Origin of the sequence: Bacteroides luhongzhouii (genome assembly GCF_009193295.2) — a bacterium.
Taxonomy (GTDB): Bacteria; Bacteroidota; Bacteroidia; order Bacteroidales; family Bacteroidaceae; genus Bacteroides; species Bacteroides luhongzhouii.
The window spans coordinates 1,532,408-1,555,740 of the sequence record NZ_CP059973.1 but is presented as its reverse complement, the minus strand read 5'-3'; the positions used below and the strand labels follow the sequence as shown (position 1 = coordinate 1,555,740).

Here is a 23,333-nt window from a genome sequence, read left to right as displayed (position 1 = left end):
TCAACCTTTATTTAATTGCCAACTCCTGTTTTCTTGCAATAAAAAAACCATAATACGCAATTACAGCAAAAGCAATACCCGGTACAATGTATGCTGCCATAATACTGCCTGTCTGATCAGAAACAATACCTTGAATTTGAGTCAGAACAGCCGCGCCAGCAATAGCCATTACCATAAATGAACCGCCAATTTTGGTATCATTACCCAGTCCGGTAAGTCCAAAACCATAAATAGTAGGGAACATCAATGACATACAACCGGAAATGCCCATCAAACAATAAACCCCAAAACTGCCTTTACCCAACATCGTTCCCAAACAACACATCACAGCAAGAAGAGCAAGACCTATCAATAATTTATAAGCTCTCACATACTTCATCATCGCAGTACAAACAAATCTCATAATGACAAAGAGAATGAGTGACATGATATAGTAAGTAGCTCCAGCCTGTTCCGCTGTGCGTGGCAATAAATCATCCAGCCCAAGCCATTCACATCCGTTATAGAATGCAGCCGCCACCGGTTCCACGCTACGCAATGCGTTAATAACAGCATCAGCAGAAGCCGTATCTCCCAAAGAAGCTAATACACCATCAAAATCCAATTGTACCATAGCATAACGAATAACAAATGACCAAACAGCTATCTGGGCACCTATGTTAAAAAACTGTGCAACTACTCCCCATACATAATTTCTATTTCTTACCAGACGACGGAAAGTAGCACGAAACTCCACCTTCTCCCCTTTTTCACTAAGATTCGGCATCTTGGTAAACCGGATAGCGAGCAACAATACCAACATTACTAAACCAAGCACTACATAAGCTGTGGTAACAGCATTTAATTCCTGTCCCTGAATGACAGCCAATTCTTCAGCCGGAAGTTGTACACGTTCCGTAGCCGTCATCCCATTCAGTTGTGAGAGAATAAAAATCTGACTGATCACCACCCCTGTTATAGCTCCAAACGGATTAAATGCCTGCGACAAGTTCAAACGACGCGTTGCAGTGCTTTCAGGACCGATTGACAATACATAAGAATTTGCAGATGTTTCCAAAACAGAAAGTCCTGCAAAGAGAATAAAGATTGCCAATAGATACATGAAGAAACTAAATTCAACATTCACTCCCGAGCTTAACATTGCCGGATAGAATAATAAAGCTCCAGACGCATACAAACCAAGTCCCAGCATCACACCAGATTTATAGGTATATTTTTTGATGAACAAGGCACCGGGAACAGCACAACATCCATAGCCCAATAAATAACAAACTATTTGTATCCAGGCTGTTTTCGAGTCACTCATACTCATGATGCGCTTGAAAGCTGCCAACATAGTATCTGTGAGATTATTCGGTACAGCCCAGGCAAAGAAAAGCGTAGTTAACAGAATGAATGGGAAAAGGAGACCTTTCGGTATTATTTTATTCGATTCCATACAAGTTCTCTTTTATATAATTACCCTATTGAAACTTTGCCTTAATTATATTCAGGTCGGCTCCAAACAATTTTTGTACAATAGGAGCCAACTGTTCATCCTTACCTTGTATATGAACGACTTTCTGTATATGAACCAATGATGCTCCTGGAACCAATTCAGCACCGGGAGAAGATGTTTCAATCTCATAGAAAGGCCCCATAATAGAGCCGTCCTCTACCGGACCATCATTATAAGAATTGATTACATCACCGGCAAATGGATCTTCCTGAACTCCCCACTGTCCGTTTACGTAAGTTGAAGAAACCTCAGGAAGATTACACCACAGAATAGTAAGTACCCCCTTTGAAGAATCATAACTTCCACATAAGTTCGTTGCACGTGAAGCTGGCAATCCCAGTTTTGAACGATAAAGTCCGTCTATTTTAAAATAAATAATACCATCTTCCTTTATCAGCCTGTCTGCAGGAATCTTACCGAAATATTCATCATTCACGATTGTTCCTTCCGCCCCCTGCTTATAAGGAATGAATACAGTAGTGGTCGGTGTGGGATTAAAACAACCGAGCATCCATACAGATATCAGCCCTGTTTCTTTTGTCCACGCATTCTCACCCATATTGGTAATCTTATTCTCACTTTTATAGGCTACAATTTTCATATCATTTGTAAGTTGGATATTAAAATCTGCAGCCACTTTATCAGTATCCATCAACGACACGACACGATCAATATTTATATCAAAAGTAGTACCGGAAGCATTTGTCAAACGAGTATCTTTCACAAAACGAATACTGCTTTCATTTTGTGACTCAACCTTAAAAGGCTCCGTATCAAGCACAGCAGGAACTACCCAATTATCATAAACCTGTTCTTGCCCACCTTTAAAATAAAGTGAGAACGGGCCACCTTCAGGACCAAGCCAGAAACGCTCTTCACCACCCACCGGATTAAATTGGGTACTAATCTCCCTCTTATCTATAAAACGATAATTGATCCAACCATAGCTATCACCTTCATCACCAGAAGCCGAGGAAGTCATAACACGACCCTGCCACGCCGGTATAACCATTACTTTAGAATTTCCATCAGCAGATACCAACTCTGTATATTCAATGCCATGTTTTTTTAAGAACTCAGCATCATAAGCATAACTTCCCATCTTTATTTCATTTTGTCCGCCGCATGATACAAGTATTGTAGTTGTACCTACCAGCAAAATATTTTTCAGTTTGTTTGATTTCAACATACTGCCTAAGTTATTTATAGAGAGGTCCGTAATTCTTGCAAGCTCTGTAATCACTTCCTTCCATATCTTCACCAAAAGCAGCCCATGCGCTGGGACGGAAAATATTTTCCTCTGAAACATTATGCATGCACACCGGAATACGAAGCATAGAAGCCAAAGTTATCAAATCGGCACCGATATGACCATAACTAATAGCACCATGATTGGCCCCCCAGTTATTCATAACAGTATATACATCACGGAAATATCCCTTGCCGGTCAGACGCGGAGCAAAGAAAGTGGAAGGCCAAGTACGATCAGTACGCTCATTGATAGCTTTAAATACATCTTCATCCAAATTCACAGCCCACCCTTCAGCAATCTGTAATACCGGTCCCTGCCCCTTTACAAGATTCAGACGACACATTGTCACAGGCATTTCACCGCGAGTCAGAAACTGGGAAGAATAACCACCCCCACGCATATATTCACGACTAGCCGGATGCCATTTAGTTACAGCAAGACAAGTTTCCACTTCTTCTTCCGTAATTTCCCAGAAAGGTTTCATTACGGGTTTGCCATCACGCGTTTGACAACCAGTTCCGTCAAGTGTGCAAGAACCGGAGTTGATAAGATGAATGAAGCCATTTGCAGCCTTGCCTTCCAATTTCTTACCTGTTACGCGCTCAACAGCATTCGGGCTCCAGTAAGTACGTACATCTGCAAATATTTGTGCTGTATTTGTCAACAGATGGTTGAATAACATAGAAGTACAATTCAACGTATCATTTTCCGTTGCAAAAATAAATGCTTCGCGAATACCGTTCCAGTCAAAAGAAGTATTCAATATAGCTTCTGAAAAATCACCATCAGGCTTATAATCCGTCCATTGACGCTGTCCCTGGAATCCCGCAGCAATTGCGTTATGCCCCATTGATTCTTCCTTGAAGCCCATTTCCGCCAATTTAGGATTACCAATCATCATATCGCGGAAGATAAGAGTCATTTTCACCACATATTCCCAACGAGCATCTTTTTCTTCACGCGAATATACCAAATGGGGCGGATTAAAATCTGTTCCTTCATTGCTCTTACAGTACTTTTCGGTCCAGGCCATAGCATGTTCAAACTCATCATGGTCATAAATACCTAATTGAATACGACGCTCAATCTCACTGGCATCCACATATTCATTACGCATACCCAAATATTCCTGAAAAAAATCAGGATTGGGGATAGACCCTGCAATACCCATAGATACACTACCTATCGAAAGATAAGATTTACCTTTCATGGTAGCTACAGCTATACCTGCACGGGCAAAACGCAATAGTTTTTCTTTTACATCTTCCGGTATATCTGTACAAGTAACCTCTTGTACATCCCGTCCGTAAATGCCAAATGTAGGTAATCCTTTCTGTGTATGTCCCGCTAATGCCGAAGCCAGATAAACGGCTCCCGGACGTTCTGTACCATTAAAGCCCCAAATAGCTTTGGGCATTTCCCCCTCCATATCAATAGTCTCAAACCCATAACACCAACAAGGAGTTACAGAAAGTACAACCCCCACTCCATTATTGCGAAACTTCTCTGCTGCCATAGCTGCTTCAGCCACTCCACCAATAGTAGTATCTGCAATAACACATTCTACAGGAGTACCGTCGCCATGACGTAAAACAGAAGAGTATAGTTCAGCTACTTTATGGGCCATAGTCATGGTCATACCTTCCAATGACTCACGAATACCTCCACGGCGGCCATCGATAATAGGACGGATGCCAATTTTCGGTTTTCCACCGATTAATCTTGAATTTTTCATGGTTTAACTGATTTATTTAGGATTAATTCAACAAATTAGCAAAAACGATTAAGCAATCATATAAAAAAAATAAACCTCTAAGAAATCATCTCAACAAGCTCACCCTCTGCAAGCACAGATTGCACAGTATTCCCGTTAGTCATACTATCTATCAGAATTTCAAGTGCTTTTTGTGCCAAAACATCTATAGGCTGCCGGATATAGGATATAGGAACACTAAAAAAGTCAAATGCCGGATTACCGTCAAAACCCGCTAAACCTATTTTGCCAACAATCCCTTCTCCCATATCTTTTATCGTGTATAAACAAGCTAATGAAATCATATTGGTAGCGAAAAGAAAAGCATCTACACCACCATCAACCATCTTAGGAAGCAAACGGTCCGCTGATTTTCTGGGAGCATTTTGTTTCAAGAAAACGACATTAATCAAGTTCTTCTTACCAACATCTCCCATAGCTTTTTTATAACCGCGAACACGTTCTTTCATGTGAATCAGGTCAACATCATAAGCGACCATACATGGAGCATTATAGCCAACTTCTAAAAGATGTTTGGTTAAAACATAGGAAGCATTAAAATTATTCAGGGCAACATAACTTACATTAATGTCAGAAAAATAACGATCAAACAAAACTATAGGAACATTATCATATACGAGTGAAGCTATAATTCTTTCCGAACCCTCACAAGGAACTATTATCAACCCGTCTACACCTTTATTAATAAGGTTACCAACAAGACTATTCATTTTATCCTTGTTTTCATCCGAACTTCCAAAAAGCACAGTGTAATTCCGCTTGGCGGCTTCATCCTCCAACACACGCGCCAGCTGGGAGAAAAAGGGGTTGGATATATCAGAGACTACGAGTCCGATCGTCTTCGTTTTACCGCTTCGGAGACTTTTTGCCGCAAGATTCGGCTGATAATTCATATCATTAGCGATCTTCAATATTCGTTGGGCAGTTTCTTCACCCACCCGATATTCCTTTCTTTTGCCATTCAAGACAAAAGAGACCAATGCTGTTGAAACGCCTGCAGCTTCAGCAATATCCTTTAGCGATATTTTTTTCAGTGACGACATATATTTGCGCAATGTTTTTGCTATAAAATAGCATTATACTTTCAGGTCATATTGTGAATTAGCAACACTTATCATGCTCTCACGGTGCAAATATAAACATAAAAATTAAACCTGCAAATTATTTTGCTAATTCGTTATAACATTAATCACAAAAAAGGAGAGTAGCACTTCTTACTGAATTTACTCGCATCTGTTTTTCCTTCCGACAAGGTCTTTTATTACACTTCTGTTTTCTCAATTATATAATATTGTAAACAGTATCTATAATTCGAATGACTACAGATGGGTTGTCTTGCTCAGCCAAGTAGCTAATCCGACTTCTTATTTCAAACTTTCACAAATTTCCGTATTCATCCTCTTCAATTTCTGTTCATCTAGTTTTATCACTTTACGATCGTATGTTATCAATCCGTTCACTTCGATCTCAACATCTGTAGCCTGTGTATAAACAGCTGCTGAGAATCCACGTGCAATCATATCCTTCAGTATATTAGCATACTTCAGATTCTTTGATTTCCGAAGTATACGCTCCAAGAAAATTGAAATTAAAAATGAAGCTTCCAGACGGTTCTATAGTGTGGTTAAACGCAGATTCCAAGCTTTCTTACTCCGAGAGTTTTAGTCGGAAGAATCGCAATGTCCGGCTGGAAGGCGAAGGGTATTTTGAGGTAGCGCATGGAGAACATCCATTTGTTGTACGAACAGACTCTACACAGATCAAGGTACTGGGTACTAAGTTTAACGTAAATAATTATGATGACGAGAATTATATAAGGGTATCACTCCTAGAAGGTTCCATTGCCTTATCGTGCATCAACCAAGAGTTTACAATGAAACCTAATCAAACGATGACAGTTAATAAGCTTGACCAAACTTATAAGCTGACCGAGAGTGCTGACTATGCTGAACAGTGGATCAACTGCAAAGTTTTTTGGGATGAGATTCCTATGTCGATCATTTCTAAAGAGTTGGAGCGCCAGTTTGATGTGACATTCGCATTTGAGTCAGAGCAACTCAAGAATTTGATTTTCCATGGAAGTTTTATTATAGAAACAAATAAATTGGAGAAAATATTGGATATTATGTCTGAAACAAATAAATTTAGCTACTCAATTGAAAAAGATAAGGTATATATCTATTCATTGAAAAAATAAGAAACGATTAAAGAATCTTCAAAAATAATATCATGACCGCACAAGAGTTTTTTAAGAACGATCTGTTTGCCGAAAATGCAGGCGTAGTACTGCTGGAAGTACGCAAAGGTTACAGTAAAGCCAAATTAGAAATAAAATCCGAACATCTTAATGCAGGTGCCCGCACACAAGGAGGAGCGATCTTCACGTTAGCAGATCTGGCGCTTGCCGCAGCTGCCAACTCGCACGGCACACTAGCTTTCTCTCTCTCGTCCACTATTACTTTTCTACGTGCCAGCGGACCTGGAGACACTCTCTTTGCCGAAGCACGTGAACGCTATATCGGCCGAAGCACAGGTTGCTATCAGGTAGATATAACAAACCAAAACGGAGAGCTGATTGCTACTTTTGAATCCAGCGTGTTCCGAAAGGATCAGAAAGTGCCTTTCGAAGTTCAGGAATAAAAAAACAGAGAGAGCTGGAAAACGACCTGCAAAGGCGCTTTCCAGCTCTTTCTGTTTTTTCTCTATATCTATTTAACGATAGAAGTCAGCGGATGCCGGTTACCCGTCACATTATTCAGGAATGCTTTTGCCGAACCAAAGTTCAGGAATAAATCCAGGCGGACAGGAAGATGGTTCAAGTCGTCCGTTACGAAGAAAGTAATCACCTCCTTTTCTTTTCCTTTCTTATCATATTCTACCAATGAGAAGATCAGACAACGGTAAGTAACTCCATTCTCCGCTTTCACATTTTCTTTTCCACGGTAGATAAGCGTTTGCTCTTCCACTTTACGGCCCGTAGCCATCGGGAACTTGATTTTATCTCCCACCTTATAATCTGCAGGGTCGTAAGAACGTGCCTGCGCCAGAATACTCAACATATCGTATATACAACGGCTATCGCTAGCTTCAGATTCATCAAACGCTCCATCCCGGTAAGTACGCTTCTGATTTACCAAGCAAAGACCGTCCTTATAAGAAAACCAAGCCTCATCGACCGTGTAACGTTTTCCCTCTTCAGCACCTTTGCGGAAATAGCGCGGTTCCAGTTTTTCACCGATCACACAAGTCAGCGTATCGCGCATCTTGAAAAAGAAGTCTGCCCGTTTGCTACCTAAAGCAAGCAGGTTGATCCGATAGGCTGGTTGCGAATGATAAGTGGTCGCATTCGTTGTCAGACTGGCGAGTCCGGCTTTCACCCAGACAAACTTCCAGTTGAAGTATAAATCATACATTACATGTTCGCCGGATTGAAACGCATCATTCTTCGCTTCACATTGGGCACTGGCGGGGAGGGCGAAGATTCCGGTCAATAATGCCACCAATCCAATAATAAGGTTACGTCGAACGTCAACGACGGCGGTTCTGATTATTTCGATCCCTATCTTTCTTTTTCTTGTCTTCATCTGGTTTTTGTTTTTTAAGTTCGTCCGGTTTCTGCTTATCCACAGGAGTCGCATGAATATTCCACGGTTGAGTCACATCCCACAACGCTTTATATTCCAATATCGTTGGATAGTAGTAAACAGCCTCCGGCTGGATGCCTTTAGCAAAGTCTCCCGTGTCCCATTCACCATTTCCATTTGTGTCATTGATTAGTCGGGCTGCATATTTTCCCGGGTTCAGGAAATAGAAATCGACCATTCCGTCCTCTTCCACTCTTCGCTTACGGACCACTTTATCCTGGGCGTCAAGCAATTCGACAAAGGCCAGTGAATCCGCTCCCGTCACGTTGAAATGAAGCGTGAAATATTCATCTTCACTACGCACCTTGAATCCTTGTTTTATTTTATCAGTAAATAATCCGTATATTCCGTGGAAGGCAGTCGAGTCTACTGAGAATTCATATTCCAGCGTCGGTTCCCAATCATAATACAGATTAAACCTCTTCAGATTCACTGAATCCTGCTCAAAATCGAAAGGTATATCTTTCCAGAGCGTATCCACCTTTTGCCGCAGGTGTATGGCGGCAGTGTCGAAACTGGCTATCGGTTCTTCAAAATTCAAAGAAATATATCCATATACATCCATTGACGAAGGGGCATTGACATTCACCGGCAAGAATTTCGTCGGTTCGGGTTCATCCTCTTCCCCTTTCTTTTTCTTCTTTTTCTTTTTGTCCTTATCCGGCTCCTCTTTCTTATATTTCTGCTTTGAAACGAGGTTCAGTGTATCCGTACGGGGTACAAGCTGATTCAAGGTATCCGTATAAAGATAAGTCAGACTCATGGCCAGCGTATCCTGCTTGAAGAGAAGAGAATCTTTTACCCAATAATGGATCGTATCGTTCCGCTGATTCTTTTCGATCACAAAAGCATCCTTTTCATCGAAGTTCAAGCCTTTCAAGACAGGCAAAGTGTCCGCCTTACCGGCAAAATAGAAAGTAAACTTTTGAGGAACCAGTCTTTCCGACTTGATAAGATATTGTGAATAATTGAGCTCTTTAAAAGCACGGAGGATTACATCATCCGGCAAATAATGCATATATTTCTTTTCAACAATCGTGTCATAAGTCAATGAGTCCACCCAAGCCGTATCCATGCGGATGCGTTCTTCCATGCGGGGGATAATCAACGAATCGTGGAAAGCGATCATTTCACTTTTCTGGTTGAAGGCAAAGTTCTGGTCGGCATCCATCAATCCATAGATACGATATTTGCCGGGGGCTACACCACGGATGGAGAAACGTCCACGGCTGTCCGTACGTGCCACACGGTCGAAAGGCAATTTGTTGAAAGCCGAATCATTCAGGTTGGAATGTAGTCCGACTAGCATACCTTTAATAGGTTCCAGGTTAGAGGCATCCAGCATCGTTCCTGCCACTTCCATCGTATCGATTTCTGTACCGGTAGAGAACGTAAACGCAAAGTTACCTAACGGGTTACCTTCATTATTGTCGACAATTGCATCCGAGAAATCAATCGTATAGGTCGTATTAGGCTTCAAAGAGTCGAGCAGGTTGACTTGTATTCTCTTACCGGAAGCCTTGATTTCCGGTTGCTGTATCTGGGGAGGGGAAACAACGACTTTTTCGGTCGCTTTCTCCAGCTTAATAAACTCGTCGAACATCAAAGAGACTTTAGTCCTTTTATTATTCAAAGCCCCCGCCTCCGGAGTGCTACCGATGAAACGAGGCGGCGTCTCATCGTATGGTCCACCGTCCGGTCGTCCAATACTGGCACAGGAATATAACATCGCCCCCAGCGTTACTACCGGAAGCACCTTGCGAACTATTTGTTTTATCTTTTGATTCTCAAATTGTAACATGCTGCAAAAATAAGGGTTCTTATTCAATAAACACCACACTTTCTAGCTAATTTATTAAAAAAGGAAAGGGTGGCTTAAGGTAATAAACAATATTTGCGACGTTTTTATTTTTTTCCTGCTAATATAATTAGTTTTATTGCCTAAAGAGATTACCTTTGTTGCCTAATCTTTTTTCGTTCCACTATAGTGTTCCACAAAGAGCACTATAGTTTCCCTTACGGAACACTATAGTGGGACGAAAGAGAAACTATAGTGGAACGAAATAAAAGTAGCAAACGAAGTAAATCCGGATAGGCAAGCAGATTTATCAATGTGCCTACACAAAATAAAAACGAATATGAGTATACAATATGACCTTTACGACACGCCTGACATTCAACAAACAGGCGATGCACAACCGCTTCATCCCCGCGTAGTATTCAAAGGAACCGTCGATCAGGAAGAATTTCTAGACCGTGTACACAAATTCACAGGAATAAGCCGCAGTTTACTGGCAGGCGCCATGCAGTCTTTCCAAAACGAGTTGAGAGATTTGATTGCCAACGGATGGATTGTGGAACTGGGAGATATCGGATATTTTTCTGTGTCTTTGAAGGGACCTCGCGTGATGAAGAAAAAAGATGTACATGCACAATCCATAGAACTGAAGAATGTCAATTTCCGGGCAAGTAGCCAGTTTAAGAAAGAAGTAGGCCAGCAAATGAGACTAGAACGTGGAGAATCGATGACTCGTCACCACGGGAAAGGGCGCAGTGAAGAAGAATGTTTGACAATAATCAACCAGCATCTGAACAAATATCCCTGCCTAACCCGCACCGACTATTGCCGATTGACAGGGCACGACAAGAAACGTGCTTTGAAAGAACTGAATACTTTTATCGAACACGGTGTGCTGATTCGTTACGGAGCAGGCAAACAGGTAGTATATGCGAAAAAGACAGAAGAGTAAATAATTGAAGGATGGGATAGCATTATCACAATCCTAATTTTCGCACAAAAAACATGACACATTTTGTTTATTAAATGTAAAGCAGTAACTTTGCGCCCGAATTTAAACGTTGTACAACATATATGAAATATTTGTCTTACATAATAGCTTTATGGGTGTTGTTATTATCAACAGCTCCTTGTTTTTTGAAAGACGAATGTTTATTCCAATGCAAAAATGACACGCAGGAAGAGACATCCACTGATGACGACGGATGTTCCTGCACAGATTGTTGCTGCTCACCTTTCTTACATTGCAACACTTGTACGGGCTGCCCTGCGCCCAAACTGTTTCATTCGCCATTTGTCACAATGATTCAGTTCAATGATACCCCCCTTTCGTTTTACAAGGAGAAACTGATTCCGCAGTTCTCATCTTCTATCTGGCAACCACCCAAGATAATGATTCTCTAATCATTTATTTAAGAATATCCCTTCTATGGAGATATAACTATTTATTTAATTCACGACGGCGAAGGTTATACTTCACCGTAGGTTTGCTGCGTATTTATTCATAGCGTGAATAAGTGTGCAACGGTAAATTATCAATAATAAAAATATGAACATAAGAATTATAACACTAGCAATAGTTACATTGCTGGCGCAAAACGCATGGGCGCAAAACACATTTAAAGCAATCGTTAAAGACGAAAAAAACAAAGAGATATTGATTGGCGTGAACGCTGTTCTTAACAAAACAACCAATGGAGCCAGCTCGGATGAGAACGGAATAATCACAATATCAAACATACCAAACGGAGTGCAACATATTACATTCAGTTATCTAGGGTATGAGTCTGAAACAAAATCATTTTCGTTCCCCCTCTCCTCAACAGCTCCGGTGGAGATTTTCTTAGAGCAAGATGAAGAAATGCTGGAAGAAGTAATTATTTCATCGACCAGAGGAACACGAAGTATCCAAAATATACCTACCAGGGTTGAATTCATCTCCAGTGAAGAGCTTGGAGAAAAAGGAAGTATGAAGCCGGGAGATATCCGTATGTTGCTGAACGAAAGTACAGGTATCATTACACAACAAACCTCTGCGACATCAGGAAACGCAGCTATACGCATACAGGGTTTAGACGGCAGATATACGCAGATATTGAAAGACGGATTCCCCGTTTTTGCAGGTGCGGCAAGCGGACTGGGACTATTACAGACTCCTCCCCTCGACTTGAAGCAGGTTGAAATTATCAAAGGCTCTACATCTACCCTATACGGCGGCGGAGCAATAGCCGGATTAATCAACCTCATCTCAAAAACTCCCGAAGAGAAGAGAGACTTAAGCCTGCATCTCAACGGGACATCAGGCAAAGGCTTGGACGTGAGCGGATTTTATGGGCAACGATTCAATAAGGTCGGTACAACAATCTTTGCTTCTTATAATAGAAATTGGGCTTATGACCCTTCGGATACCGGTTTCACGGCAATACCCCAGTTCGACAGATATGTCTTTAATCCTAAATTATTCCTCTATTTAACTGAAAACACACAGATAAGCATAGGGCTTAATGCCATGTTCGAGGACCGCTTGGGAGGAGATATTGAATATATAAAAGGAAAAGGAGACGACACCCACTCTTATTTCGAGAAGAATAAGACACAAAGACATTCTACCCAATTAACCTTCGGGCACAGATTTAATGAAAAAGACAGATTGGACTTTAAGAATAGTGTCACTTATTTCAAAAGAAACATAGGAGTACCAAGCTATTCTTTCGAAGGTGTTCAAGTATCTACATTCAGCGAACTATCATACACACATACGAATCAAAAAACAGAATGGGTAGCCGGACTGAATTTGTGGACGGATAAGTTTGATGAAAAGAAACTGACCGATTTTCAACCAAGAGACTATAACCAAACAATACTGGGAGCTTTCGTACAGAACAACTGGGAAGCGACAGAGTGGCTTAACCTGGAAACAGGATTACGAACGGATTATGTCCCTGATTATGGAACTGCCATACTTCCACGCGTCTCCGCCCACTTCAAGATAACTGACAAATTTTCCTCCCGGCTCGGAGGAGGGTTTGGCTATAAAGCACCTACTATCTTTACAGAAGATAGCGAAAGGCTTCAATACCAGCATGTATTACCAATCGACAAGGATAAGAATAAACTGGAAAGAAGTTACGGGTTAAATATAGACTTTAATTATGTGACTTCCTTCTGTGACGGCAACATTACATTCAGCATCAACCAACTATTCTTTTATACCTATCTCGACAATCCCCTCCTGCTACAATCAACAACAGACGGTCTGTACAGACTCAACAACATAACCGGCCATACAGATAGCAAAGGCGGAGAAACGAATGTAAAAATCGGATATAAAGATTTCCATCTATATTTAGGATATACATTTACCGATACCGACACGAAAGAAAACGGTATAAGACAAGAGAATATATTAACTCCCAAACACCGGTTGAACAGCATTTTGATGTATGAGGTAGAGGACAAATGGAAAATTGGTTTAGAGGCATATTACTTTAGTCCGCAGAAATTAGGAGACGGACTGAAAGGGAAACAGTATGTGGTATGCGGCTTTATGATTGAGAAAATATGGGAAATGTTTTCTTTATATGCCAACTTTGAAAACTTCACGGATAGACGCCAAACCCGTTTTGACACGATATACACAGGCAGTATATCCAATCCTATATTCAGGGATATTTATGCACCGCTTGACGGTTTCGTCATGAATGCCGGAGTTAAATTAAGATTTTAGGTTACAAAACATTTTCTATAATAATAAGAATGAGGAATCCTGCACTGAACTTTTTTATTAGTGCAGGATTCTCTTATATAGTTATAGGAAAAGGACCTATAATAGGTGCCTATTAGAGTTGTTCTATCTCTTCAGCAGACAATCCTGTAACCTGCATAATAGTATCAACAGGGATATTGAGAGATTTCAACTTACGGACAGTGATTGTTTTTTCTTTTTCAATGCCTCGCTCAATACCTTTTTCAATACCTTGCTCAATACCTTGCTCAATACCTTGCTCAATGCCTTTTTCAAGTCCTTCCTTAATACCTTCTTCAAGTCCTCGTTGTCGTCCTTCTTCAAGTCCAAGCTGGTGTCCTTCTTCATGCCCTTCTAATTTAGCAGTACTCAACACATCATTCTGTATCATTACCGCATCTATATGGCGATCGTATGCCAGCTTTTCAGCCTTATCCATATTATAATAAACCAGTTTCTTACGAGCCTCTTCAAGTCCGGGTGCCTTTGTATCAGGGCGTATACACCCTGTCTTCAGATATTCAATCCATTCTTCCAGAGGAGTAACAGCCACTTTATTAAACTCATTCACACGGATAAGGAAGTATTCAGGAAAGATTTCAGCAGGCAACTTACGAACAATAGCCCCCTGTTCTTTGGTAGTAACTTTCAGATGATCGCCCGTGTGTACACCCAAAAATGTATTCTGTCCATGATAAAGGTAATCATTTCCTTGCCCAATGTCGAAATAAAGAATACTGATAGAGTATACCTTCTTTACGTTAGAGTAGATTTCGCCCAGATCAATATGTTCGGTAATAGTCTTAGCTACCCCATACAGGATACGTTCCAGATAATAGAGTTCACGAGTATTCTGAACTTCAACAAGAATTATTTCATCTTTACTATTGCGGGCTTTAATATCAACACGATTAAATTTATCATCTTCCCGTTGCTGATTACCTTCACTTTCTAAAATTTCAAGAATATGAATCTCCTCACCTAATAATACTGTGAGGAAACCTTCAAGCACCCCGAAGTTAGCCTTATTGCGTAAAAGGCGTTTGATTGCCCAGTCAAAACGAATATATTTGTCTTTCTGTTCCATAAGAATACGTTTTTAGCAAAGGTAAGCATTATATTGGTAAAAAGGGATACTTTTCAGCTAAAAGTATTATATATAGCCATTTATCCATAATAATAAATGGGCGTGGGGCTATCACTTATGTCGTTGTAGGGTTTTAGCTGGATACCTACGGTCGCATACAGTGGTAGTTTCCCACGCTCTCTTTTTTTTTAACCGCGCACCACAGAGAAATGATGCGGTAAACATAACAAAGATATGTACGACAACCTGAAAAGAATCATAACCCTAACCAGTATATATAGAAGATAGACAACAAAGCGAAAAAGATTGCTTGTGCAAGTAGTCCTTTCGTTCTATCTTCGAAGAGGATACCTTCCCCACACTTGAGTGATATGTACGTACAAACAGCGTATAAGAGCTGACTAATGTAACAGCCAATTTTTATTAACGTGAGATACCTTTTCCATCGCAGGGGAAAACTGTATCTCACGTTTTTACTGATTAGAGTCAGTAAAATACTCTGTTTTCTAGCCAATTTATTAAAAACTAGACTTAATTGAATGATTCTTTAACCTTCACTGAATAAAATATTCCCTATCTTTGACTCCAGAAATTCAAACCTAATACAAAAAACCCATGAAGAAACAACTACTCTCTTGCTGCTTGGCTGCATTGGGACTGACAGCAATTCAAGCGCAAAGCTTCAACGAGTGGAAAGATCCGGAAGTGAATTCCGTAAACCGTTCCGCTATGCATACTAACTACTTTGCTTTCGCATCGGCTGATGAAGCTAAAGCCGGTATTAAAGAAAATTCCGCGAATTTCATGACCCTGAACGGTCCTTGGAAATTCAACTGGGTGAGACACGCAGACGCGCGCCCGACTGACTTTTATCAGACTAATTTCAACGACAAAGGTTGGGACGATCTTCAGGTTCCCGGTGTTTGGGAGTTGAACGGCTACGGTGACCCTATCTATGTCAACATAGGATATGCCTGGAGAAGTCAATTCAAAAACAATCCTCCGCTAGTGCCGACAGAAAACAATCATGTAGGCTCTTACCGCAAAGAGATCACCCTTCCTGCCGACTGGAAAGGCAAAGAAATCTTCGCACATTTCGGATCGGTAACGTCCAATATGTACCTTTGGGTGAACGGACGCTACGTAGGATATAGCGAGGACAGCAAACTGGAAGCTGAATTCAACCTGACTAACTACCTGAAACCGGGTAAAAACGTCATCGCCTTTCAAGTTTTCCGCTGGTGCGACGGCAGCTACCTGGAAGATCAGGACTTCTTCCGCTACTCCGGTGTAGGACGTGACTGTTATCTTTACGCACGCGACAAGAAATACCTCCAGGATATTCGCATCACTCCCGATTTGGACAGCCAATATAAAGACGGTACATTAAATATAGCCGTTGACCTGAAAGGAAGCGGCACAGTAGCTTTGGACTTGACAGATGCTCAAGGCAACAGCATAGCAACTGCCGACCTGAAAGGTTCGGGCAAATTAAACACGACCCTATCCGTCTCCAATCCGGCAAAATGGACTGCTGAAACGCCTAATCTCTACACACTGACCGCTACACTGAAAAACGGCAACAACGTAGTAGAAGTAATCCCTGTTAAAATAGGTTTCCGCAAAATTGAGCTGAAAGGCGGACAGATACTCGTAAACGGTCAACCGGTACTCTTCAAAGGAGCCGACCGTCACGAAATGGATCCGGACGGCGGTTATGTGGTTTCTACCGAACGTATGTTGCAGGATATCAAAGTGATGAAAGAGCTCAACATCAACGCCGTGCGTACCTGCCATTACCCGGACGACAACCGTTGGTATGACCTTTGCGATCAATACGGCCTATATGTAGTAGCCGAGGCTAACGTAGAATCTCACGGAATGGGTTACGGCGACCAGACACTGGCAAAGAACCCTAGTTACGCCAAAGCTCACATGGAACGTAACCAACGCAACGTACAACGCGGATACAACCATCCGTCCATCATCTTCTGGTCACTGGGTAACGAAGCCGGCATGGGACCGAACTTTGAAAAATGCTACACTTGGATCAAGAATGAAGACAAGACACGTGCCGTACAGTACGAACAAGCAGGAACCAGCGAATTCACCGATATTTTCTGCCCGATGTACTATGACTACGACGCTTGTATCAAATATAGCGAAGGCAATATCCAAAAGCCGTTAATCCAATGTGAATACGCGCACGCTATGGGTAACTCCGAAGGCGGATTCAAAGAATACTGGGACATCATCCGCAAATATCCGAAATATCAGGGCGGATTTATCTGGGACTTCGTAGACCAGTCCTGCCACTGGAAAAACAAAGACGGAGTGAGCATCTACGGCTATGGCGGCGACTTCAACAAATACGACGCTTCGGATAATAACTTCAACGACAACGGTTTGATTAGTCCCGACCGCGTACCCAATCCGCATGCATACGAAGTAGCTTATTTCTATCAGAATATATGGACAACTCCCGCTGATCTTGCCAAAGGCGAAATCAACATCTTCAACGAGTATTTCTTCCGCGACTTATCTGCTTATTATATGGAATGGCAATTACTGGCAAACGGAGAAGTAGTGCAAACAGGCATCGTATCCGACCTGAAAGTAGCACCCCAGCAAACTGCAAAAGTGCAAATCCCGTTTGACACAAAGAACATCTGCCCTTGCAAAGAACTGCTGCTCAACGTGAGCTATAAACTGAAAGCTGCCGAAACACTGCTACCGGCAGGAACTACCATCGCTTACAACCAACTAAGCATCCGTGACTACAAAGCACCGGAACTGAAACTGGAAAACCAACAGGCTTCTAACCTTCCGGTCATCGTGCCCACCATTTTGGACAACGACCACAACTACCTGATTGTGAAAGGTGAAAACTTCTCCATGGATTTTAACAAACAAAACGGTTACCTCTGCCGTTACGATGTCAACGGTATGCAACTGATGGAAGATGGCAGCGCACTGACTCCTAACTTCTGGCGTGCACCAACCGATAACGACTTTGGAGCCGGACTGCAACGTAAATATGCTGTCTGGAAGAATCCGGAACTGAAACTGACTTCTTTGAAACATGCTATTGAAAACGATCAGGCAGTGGTTCGTGCCGAATATGACATGAAGTCGATTGGTGGAACGTTATCGCTGACTTATACCATCAATAATAAGGGCGCGGTGAAAGTTACCCAAAAAATGGCGGCAGACAAGAGCAAGAAAGTTTCTGACATGTTCCGCTTCGGTATGCAAATGCGCATGCCGGTCAACTTCAACGAGATAGAATATTACGGCCGTGGCCCAGGAGAAAACTACGCCGACCGCAACCACGCGGCAATGTTAGGTAAATATCGCCAGACAGTGGAGGAACAATTCTATCCTTACATCCGCCCGCAGGAAACCGGAACAAAAACGGATATCCGCTGGTGGAGACTTCTGAACATCAGTGGCAACGGACTACAATTCGTATCGAGTGCTCCTTTCTCCGCTTCTGCCCTGAATTACACCATCGAATCATTGGATGACGGCGACGGCAAAGACCAGCGCCACTCGCCGGAAGTAGAAAAGGCAGACTTCACCAACTTCTGCATCGATAAGGCACAAACCGGACTTGCCTGTGTCAACAGTTGGGGAGCTATCCCACTGGAAAAATATCGTCTTCCTTACCAGGATTATGAGTTAAGTTTTATTATGACTCCTGTATATCATAAAATAAAGTAAAAAACATAGTTAAAAAACACGGTATCAGAGAACAAGAATACCGAATTTAAAGTACTTTTGCAACCGGAAACTAAAGTCTCTAATTTAGTTTCCGGTTTTTCTTCCTTAACCCCCTTATCTATATGGATGAACAGCACACTGGCAACAAACGCATTAAATTAAAAAACAGATATTTAGAAGTATGAAAAGTAGAATTGTTTTATTTGCATTTTGCGTAGCCCTCTTGTCTAGTTGTGGCAATAAGGGTAATGACACAGGAAAGGTTCCTGAATATGCAGTACAAGAGTTACAAAAAACGACTGCTAATTTAACAACTGCCTATCCGGCTACAATTAGAGGTAAACAAGATGTAGAAATCCGCCCCCAAGTATCGGGTTTTATCACGAAACTATGTGTAGACGAAGGTGCAGCTGTCCGTAAAGGACAAGTGTTGTTCATTGTTGACCCTACACAATATGAAGCTTCAGTACGCACAGCAAAAGCTGCCGTTGCTACAGCAGAAGCTGCTGTCCGCACTCAACAAATGACAGTGGACAATAAGCGTGAGCTCAATAAGAAGAACATTATCAGTGACTATGATTTGTCAATGGCAGAAAACTCACTGGCACAGTCACAGGCACAACTGGCACAAGCGAAAGCACAGCTTACCACAGCTCAGCAGAATCTCTCTTTCACCCAAGTGAAGAGCCCTTCCGACGGGGTAATCAATGACATCCCCTATCGTCTGGGTGCACTGGTAAGCCCTTCCATCTCTACTCCAATGACTACTGTTTCTGAAATTGATGAAGTATATGTATATTTCTCCATGACAGAAAAAGAATTGTTGGCCATGACTAAGACCGGAGGTACTATCAAAGAAGAAATCAGCAAAATTCCAGCTATCAAATTACAATTGATAGACGGTACAGAGTACAGCATCGAAGGTAAAGTAGACGCAATTACAGGAGTGATCGACCAGTCAACCGGTTCGGTAAGCATGCGTGCACTTTTCCCGAACAATGAGCATATCTTGCGTAGCGGTGGAACAGCAAACGTGCTGATCCCTTATACCATGGAAAATGTAATCAGCATACCACAATCTGCAACAGTAGAAATCCAGGATAAGAAGTTCGTTTACGTGCTGCAACCGGATAACACCGTAAAATATACGGAAATCGGCATCTTTAACCTGGATAACGGAAAAGAATATCTCGTTACTTCCGGCCTGAATCCGGGAGATAAAATCGTAATTGAAGGAGTACAGAGTCTGAAAGACGGCCAGCACATACAGCCTATCACACCTGCTCAAAAAGAAGCGAACTATCAACAGCATTTGAAAGACCAGCACGATGGTAATTTAGCTACAGCTTTCAATTAATAATTTAGATAATCGTATGAAGTTAGATAAATTTATTAACCGTCCGGTACTATCAACCGTTATTTCTATTTTGATAGTCATCCTGGGTGCTATCGGACTGGCAACACTGCCAATCACCCAATATCCGGACATTGCGCCCCCTACCGTATCGGTAAGGGCCACTTATACGGGTGCCAGTGCATCAACTGTATTGAACTCCGTGATTGCTCCGCTAGAGGAACAAATCAACGGTGTAGAAAATATGATGTATATGACCTCCAACGCATCCAACACCGGTGCCGGTGATATATCCATCTATTTCAAACAGGGAACAGACCCGGATATGGCCGCCGTCAACGTGCAGAACCGTGTTTCTATGGCACAGGGATTACTGCCTGCCGAAGTAACCAAAGTCGGTGTGACAACCCAGAAACGCCAGACTTCCATGCTGGTGGTATTCTCTCTTTACGATGAAACCGATACGTATACAGAAGCATTTATCGAGAACTACGCAAAAATCAACCTGATTCCGCAAGTTCAGCGTGTGCCGGGTGTGGGTGATGCCTCCGTAATGGGACAGGACTACTCCATGCGTATCTGGCTGCGTCCGGACGTGATGGCACAATACAAGCTGGTTCCGGGTGACGTATCCGCAGCATTGGCGGAACAGAACGTGGAAGCTGCCCCGGGACAATTCGGTGAACGCAGTAACCAGACTTTCCAATATACCATCCGTTACAAAGGACGTCTGCAACAGCCGGAAGAGTTCGAAAATATCGTCATCAAGTCTTTGCCCGACGGTGAAGTACTTCGTCTGAATGATATTGCCGAAATCCAACTGGACCGTTTGGGATATAACTTTACCAACCGTGTAAACGGACATAAGGCTGTAACCTGTATCGTTTATCAGATGGCAGGAACAAATGCGACACAAACCATCAGTGACATTCAGGTGTTACTGGATGAAGCGTCCAAATCACTGCCGGCCGGCTTGAAGATAAACGTTTCCATGAATGCCAACGACTTCTTGTTCGCTTCTATCCATGAGGTATTGAAAACATTGATCGAGGCATTTATCCTGGTATTTATCGTAGTATATATCTTCTTACAGGACTTACGTTCTACATTGATTCCGACTATTGCCATCCCGGTAGCTCTTATCGGTACTTTCTTCATTCTGTCTCTGGTAGGCTTCAGCTTGAACTTGCTGACGTTATGTGCGCTTGTGCTCGCCATCGCGATTGTGGTCGATGATGCCATTGTGGTCGTCGAGGGTGTACACGCCAAGCTAGACCAAGGTTACACATCCGCCCGTCTGGCTTCCATCGACGCGATGAATGAGTTGGGTGGTGCTATCGTATCCATTACGCTGGTCATGATGGCTGTGTTCGTTCCGGTAAGTTTCATGGGAGGAACGGCAGGAACATTCTACCGCCAGTTTGGTATGACAATGGCCATCGCCATCGGTCTGTCCGCCCTGAACGCCTTGACATTAAGTCCCGCCTTGTGTGCCGTTCTTCTGAAACCGCATAAGCAGGAAGGTGAAGGTTCCGAAGAGGTTCCTCCATTGAAGGAGCGTATGAAAACAGCCTATAAGGCAGCTCATACAACAATGATAAACAGATATACCGAGGCTATCGGAAAGATGTTGCATCCGGGAATCACACTCACATTCACACTTGTTGTCATCCTCGGTATGATTTTCGGATTCTTCAATATCAACCCGATAGTTACCGCCATCCTCATACTTCTCAGTATCCTGGCACTAATCGGAATGAGCACGAAGAAATTCAAGAACAGTTTCAATGATACCTATGAATCTATCCTGAAACGGTATAAGAAACGCGTACTGTTCTTTATCCAAAAGAAGTGGCTGTCTATGGGACTGGTCGTTGCTTCCATCGTATTGCTTATGTTCTTCATGAATACTACTCCGACAGGTATGGTGCCAAATGAAGATACCGGTACATTGATGGGAGCTGTAACCTTGCCGCCGGGTACGTCACAAGACCGCTCGGAAGAGATTCTGGCACGTGTAGACAGCCTGATTGCCGCTGACCCTGCCGTATCTTCGCGTACACTGATTTCCGGATTCAGTTTCATTGGTGGACAGGGACCGTCCTACGGTTCTTTCATCATCAAACTGAAAGACTGGGATGAACGTTCGATGATACAGAACTCTGACGTTGTGGTGGGTTCCTTATATATGCGTGCACAGAAGATCATCAAGGAAGCACAGGTATTGTTCTTTGCTCCGCCGATGATTCCGGGTTATTCGGCATCTACAGATATTGAGGTGAACATGCAGGATAAGACGGGTGGCGACCTGAACAAGTTCTTCGATGTAGTCAACGACTATACCGCCGCACTGGAAGCCCGTCCTGAAATCAATTCGGCAAAAACGACGTTCAACCCGAATTTCCCGCAATATATGATTGATATCGATGCGGCAGCTTGTAAGAAGGCAGGCATCAGCCCGAGTGACATCCTTACTACCATGCAGGGATATTACGGTGGTCTGTATGCATCCAACTTCAACCGTTTCGGTAAGATGTACCGTGTAATGATTCAGTCGGATCCGTTATCACGCAAGAACCTGGAATCCTTGAAGAATATCAAGGTTCGTAACAATGCCGGTGAAATGGCTCCTATCTCTCAATTCATCACTGTCGATAAGGTATATGGCCCAGACATCATCAGCCGTTTCAACCTCTACACTTCCATGAAAGTGATGGTGGCTCCTGCCAGTGGTTATACATCAGGCCAGGCATTGGCTGCATTGGCGGAAGTAGCCAGCCAGAACCTTCCGACCGGTTACACTTACGAGCTGGGTGGTATGGCACGTGAAGAAGCACAGAGCAGTGGTAGTGCTACCGGATTGATTTTCATCCTCTGTTTCGTATTCGTTTACCTGTTGCTGAGTGCGCAGTACGAAAGTTACATACTTCCGTTGGCCGTGTTGCTGTCCGTTCCGTTCGGTCTGTTAGGCAGCTTCCTGTTTGTGAACGGAGTTAGTGCTATCGGTAATATCTCGATGCTGAAGATGATTCTTGGTACGATGTCCAACAATATCTATATGCAGATTGCGTTAATCATGTTGATGGGTCTGTTGGCGAAGAACGCCATCCTGATTGTAGAGTTCGCCCTCGACCGTCGTAAGATGGGTATGAGCATCACATGGGCAGCCGTATTGGGTGCCGGTGCCCGTCTCCGTCCGATCTTGATGACCTCCCTGGCGATGGTAGTCGGTCTGCTTCCGTTGATGTTTGCCTTCGGTGTAGGTGCTCATGGTAACCGTACACTGGGTACTGCTTCTATCGGTGGTATGTTAATCGGTATGATTTGCCAGATTTTCATCGTTCCTGTCTTGTTTGTTATCTTCCAGTATCTGCAAGAAAAAGTGAAACCGATGGAATGGGAAGATATCGACAATACAGATGCCGTAACAGAGATTGAACAATACGCTAAATAATGAA

13 protein-coding genes and 2 pseudogenes are annotated in these 23,333 nt (G+C 42.6%); 7 read left to right on the top strand and 8 right to left on the bottom strand.

The window, feature by feature from the left end; genetic code table 11:
- Nucleotides 1-7: 7 nt before the first annotated feature.
- The 5 genes and pseudogenes from fucP to GD631_RS05615 all read right to left on the bottom strand — a co-directional run.
- The gene (gene fucP, locus GD631_RS05635) at nt 8-1,438 is read right to left on the bottom strand and encodes an L-fucose:H+ symporter permease (protein WP_143256740.1); all 1,431 of its coding nucleotides are present in this window, start codon (nt 1,436-1,438) and stop codon (nt 8-10) included.
- A gap of 25 nt (nt 1,439-1,463) precedes the next feature.
- Nucleotides 1,464-2,687, bottom strand: coding sequence for a DUF6786 family protein (locus GD631_RS05630; protein ID WP_143256739.1), 1,224 nt, complete (start codon nt 2,685-2,687; stop codon nt 1,464-1,466).
- Between the two features lie 10 nt (nt 2,688-2,697).
- On the bottom strand, nt 2,698-4,485 hold the full coding sequence (locus tag GD631_RS05625; RefSeq protein WP_143256738.1) for an L-fucose isomerase: 1,788 nt from the start codon (nt 4,483-4,485) through the stop codon (nt 2,698-2,700).
- A gap of 77 nt (nt 4,486-4,562) precedes the next feature.
- Nucleotides 4,563-5,567, bottom strand: a complete 1,005-nt coding sequence (locus GD631_RS05620) for a LacI family DNA-binding transcriptional regulator (protein ID WP_143256737.1) — start codon at nt 5,565-5,567, stop codon at nt 4,563-4,565.
- A 321-nt stretch (nt 5,568-5,888) separates the two neighbouring features.
- Nucleotides 5,889-6,071: pseudogene (locus tag GD631_RS05615) on the bottom strand (beta-galactosidase); the annotation flags it as partial.
- On the opposite strand from GD631_RS05615, the pseudogene GD631_RS05610 reads away from it, so the two are divergent.
- Nucleotides 6,071-6,721, top strand: a pseudogene (locus GD631_RS05610) (FecR family protein); the annotation flags it as partial. The pseudogenes GD631_RS05615 and GD631_RS05610 sit on opposite strands and share 1 nt — an antisense overlap.
- A gap of 32 nt (nt 6,722-6,753) precedes the next feature.
- Complete coding sequence (locus GD631_RS05605) at nt 6,754-7,164, top strand: PaaI family thioesterase (RefSeq protein ID WP_143256736.1); 411 nt, start codon at nt 6,754-6,756, stop codon at nt 7,162-7,164.
- 68 nt (nt 7,165-7,232) lie between these two features.
- On the opposite strand, the gene GD631_RS05600 is transcribed toward GD631_RS05605, so the two are convergent.
- Together GD631_RS05600 and GD631_RS05595 are read right to left on the bottom strand one after the other, a co-directional pair.
- A complete protein-coding gene (locus GD631_RS05600; protein ID WP_087317595.1) occupies nt 7,233-8,108 on the bottom strand; it encodes a DUF3108 domain-containing protein in 876 nt (291 codons plus the stop codon).
- Complete coding sequence (locus tag GD631_RS05595) at nt 8,053-9,969, bottom strand: Ig-like domain-containing protein (RefSeq protein WP_143256735.1); 1,917 nt, start codon at nt 9,967-9,969, stop codon at nt 8,053-8,055. The genes GD631_RS05600 and GD631_RS05595 overlap by 56 nt, the downstream gene beginning before the upstream one ends.
- A 337-nt stretch (nt 9,970-10,306) precedes the next feature.
- Between GD631_RS05595 and GD631_RS05590 the strand changes: the two genes are divergently transcribed.
- Both GD631_RS05590 and GD631_RS05585 read left to right on the top strand, forming a co-directional pair.
- Nucleotides 10,307-10,918, top strand: coding sequence for an HU family DNA-binding protein (locus GD631_RS05590; RefSeq protein WP_143256734.1), 612 nt, complete (start codon nt 10,307-10,309; stop codon nt 10,916-10,918).
- 597 nt (nt 10,919-11,515) lie between these two features.
- Nucleotides 11,516-13,693 carry a TonB-dependent receptor gene (locus tag GD631_RS05585; protein WP_143256732.1) on the top strand — a complete coding sequence of 726 codons (2,178 nt, stop codon included), beginning with the start codon at nt 11,516-11,518 and terminating at the stop codon, nt 13,691-13,693.
- A gap of 112 nt (nt 13,694-13,805) precedes the next feature.
- On the opposite strand, the gene GD631_RS05580 is transcribed toward GD631_RS05585, so the two are convergent.
- A complete protein-coding gene (locus GD631_RS05580; protein ID WP_143256731.1) occupies nt 13,806-14,798 on the bottom strand; it encodes an Rpn family recombination-promoting nuclease/putative transposase in 993 nt (330 codons plus the stop codon).
- 615 nt (nt 14,799-15,413) lie between these two features.
- Between GD631_RS05580 and lacZ the strand changes: the two genes are divergently transcribed.
- From lacZ to GD631_RS05565, 3 genes are all read left to right on the top strand, one after another.
- A complete protein-coding gene (lacZ, locus tag GD631_RS05575) occupies nt 15,414-18,521 on the top strand; it encodes a beta-galactosidase, LacZ type (protein WP_143256730.1) in 3,108 nt (1,035 codons plus the stop codon).
- A 181-nt stretch (nt 18,522-18,702) separates the two neighbouring features.
- A complete protein-coding gene (locus tag GD631_RS05570) occupies nt 18,703-19,878 on the top strand; it encodes an efflux RND transporter periplasmic adaptor subunit (protein ID WP_143256729.1) in 1,176 nt (391 codons plus the stop codon).
- A gap of 16 nt (nt 19,879-19,894) precedes the next feature.
- Nucleotides 19,895-23,329: an efflux RND transporter permease subunit gene (locus GD631_RS05565; protein WP_143256728.1), complete on the top strand. Its 3,435-nt coding sequence runs from the start codon at nt 19,895-19,897 to the stop codon at nt 23,327-23,329.
- The last annotated feature ends 4 nt before the right edge of the window (nt 23,330-23,333 follow it).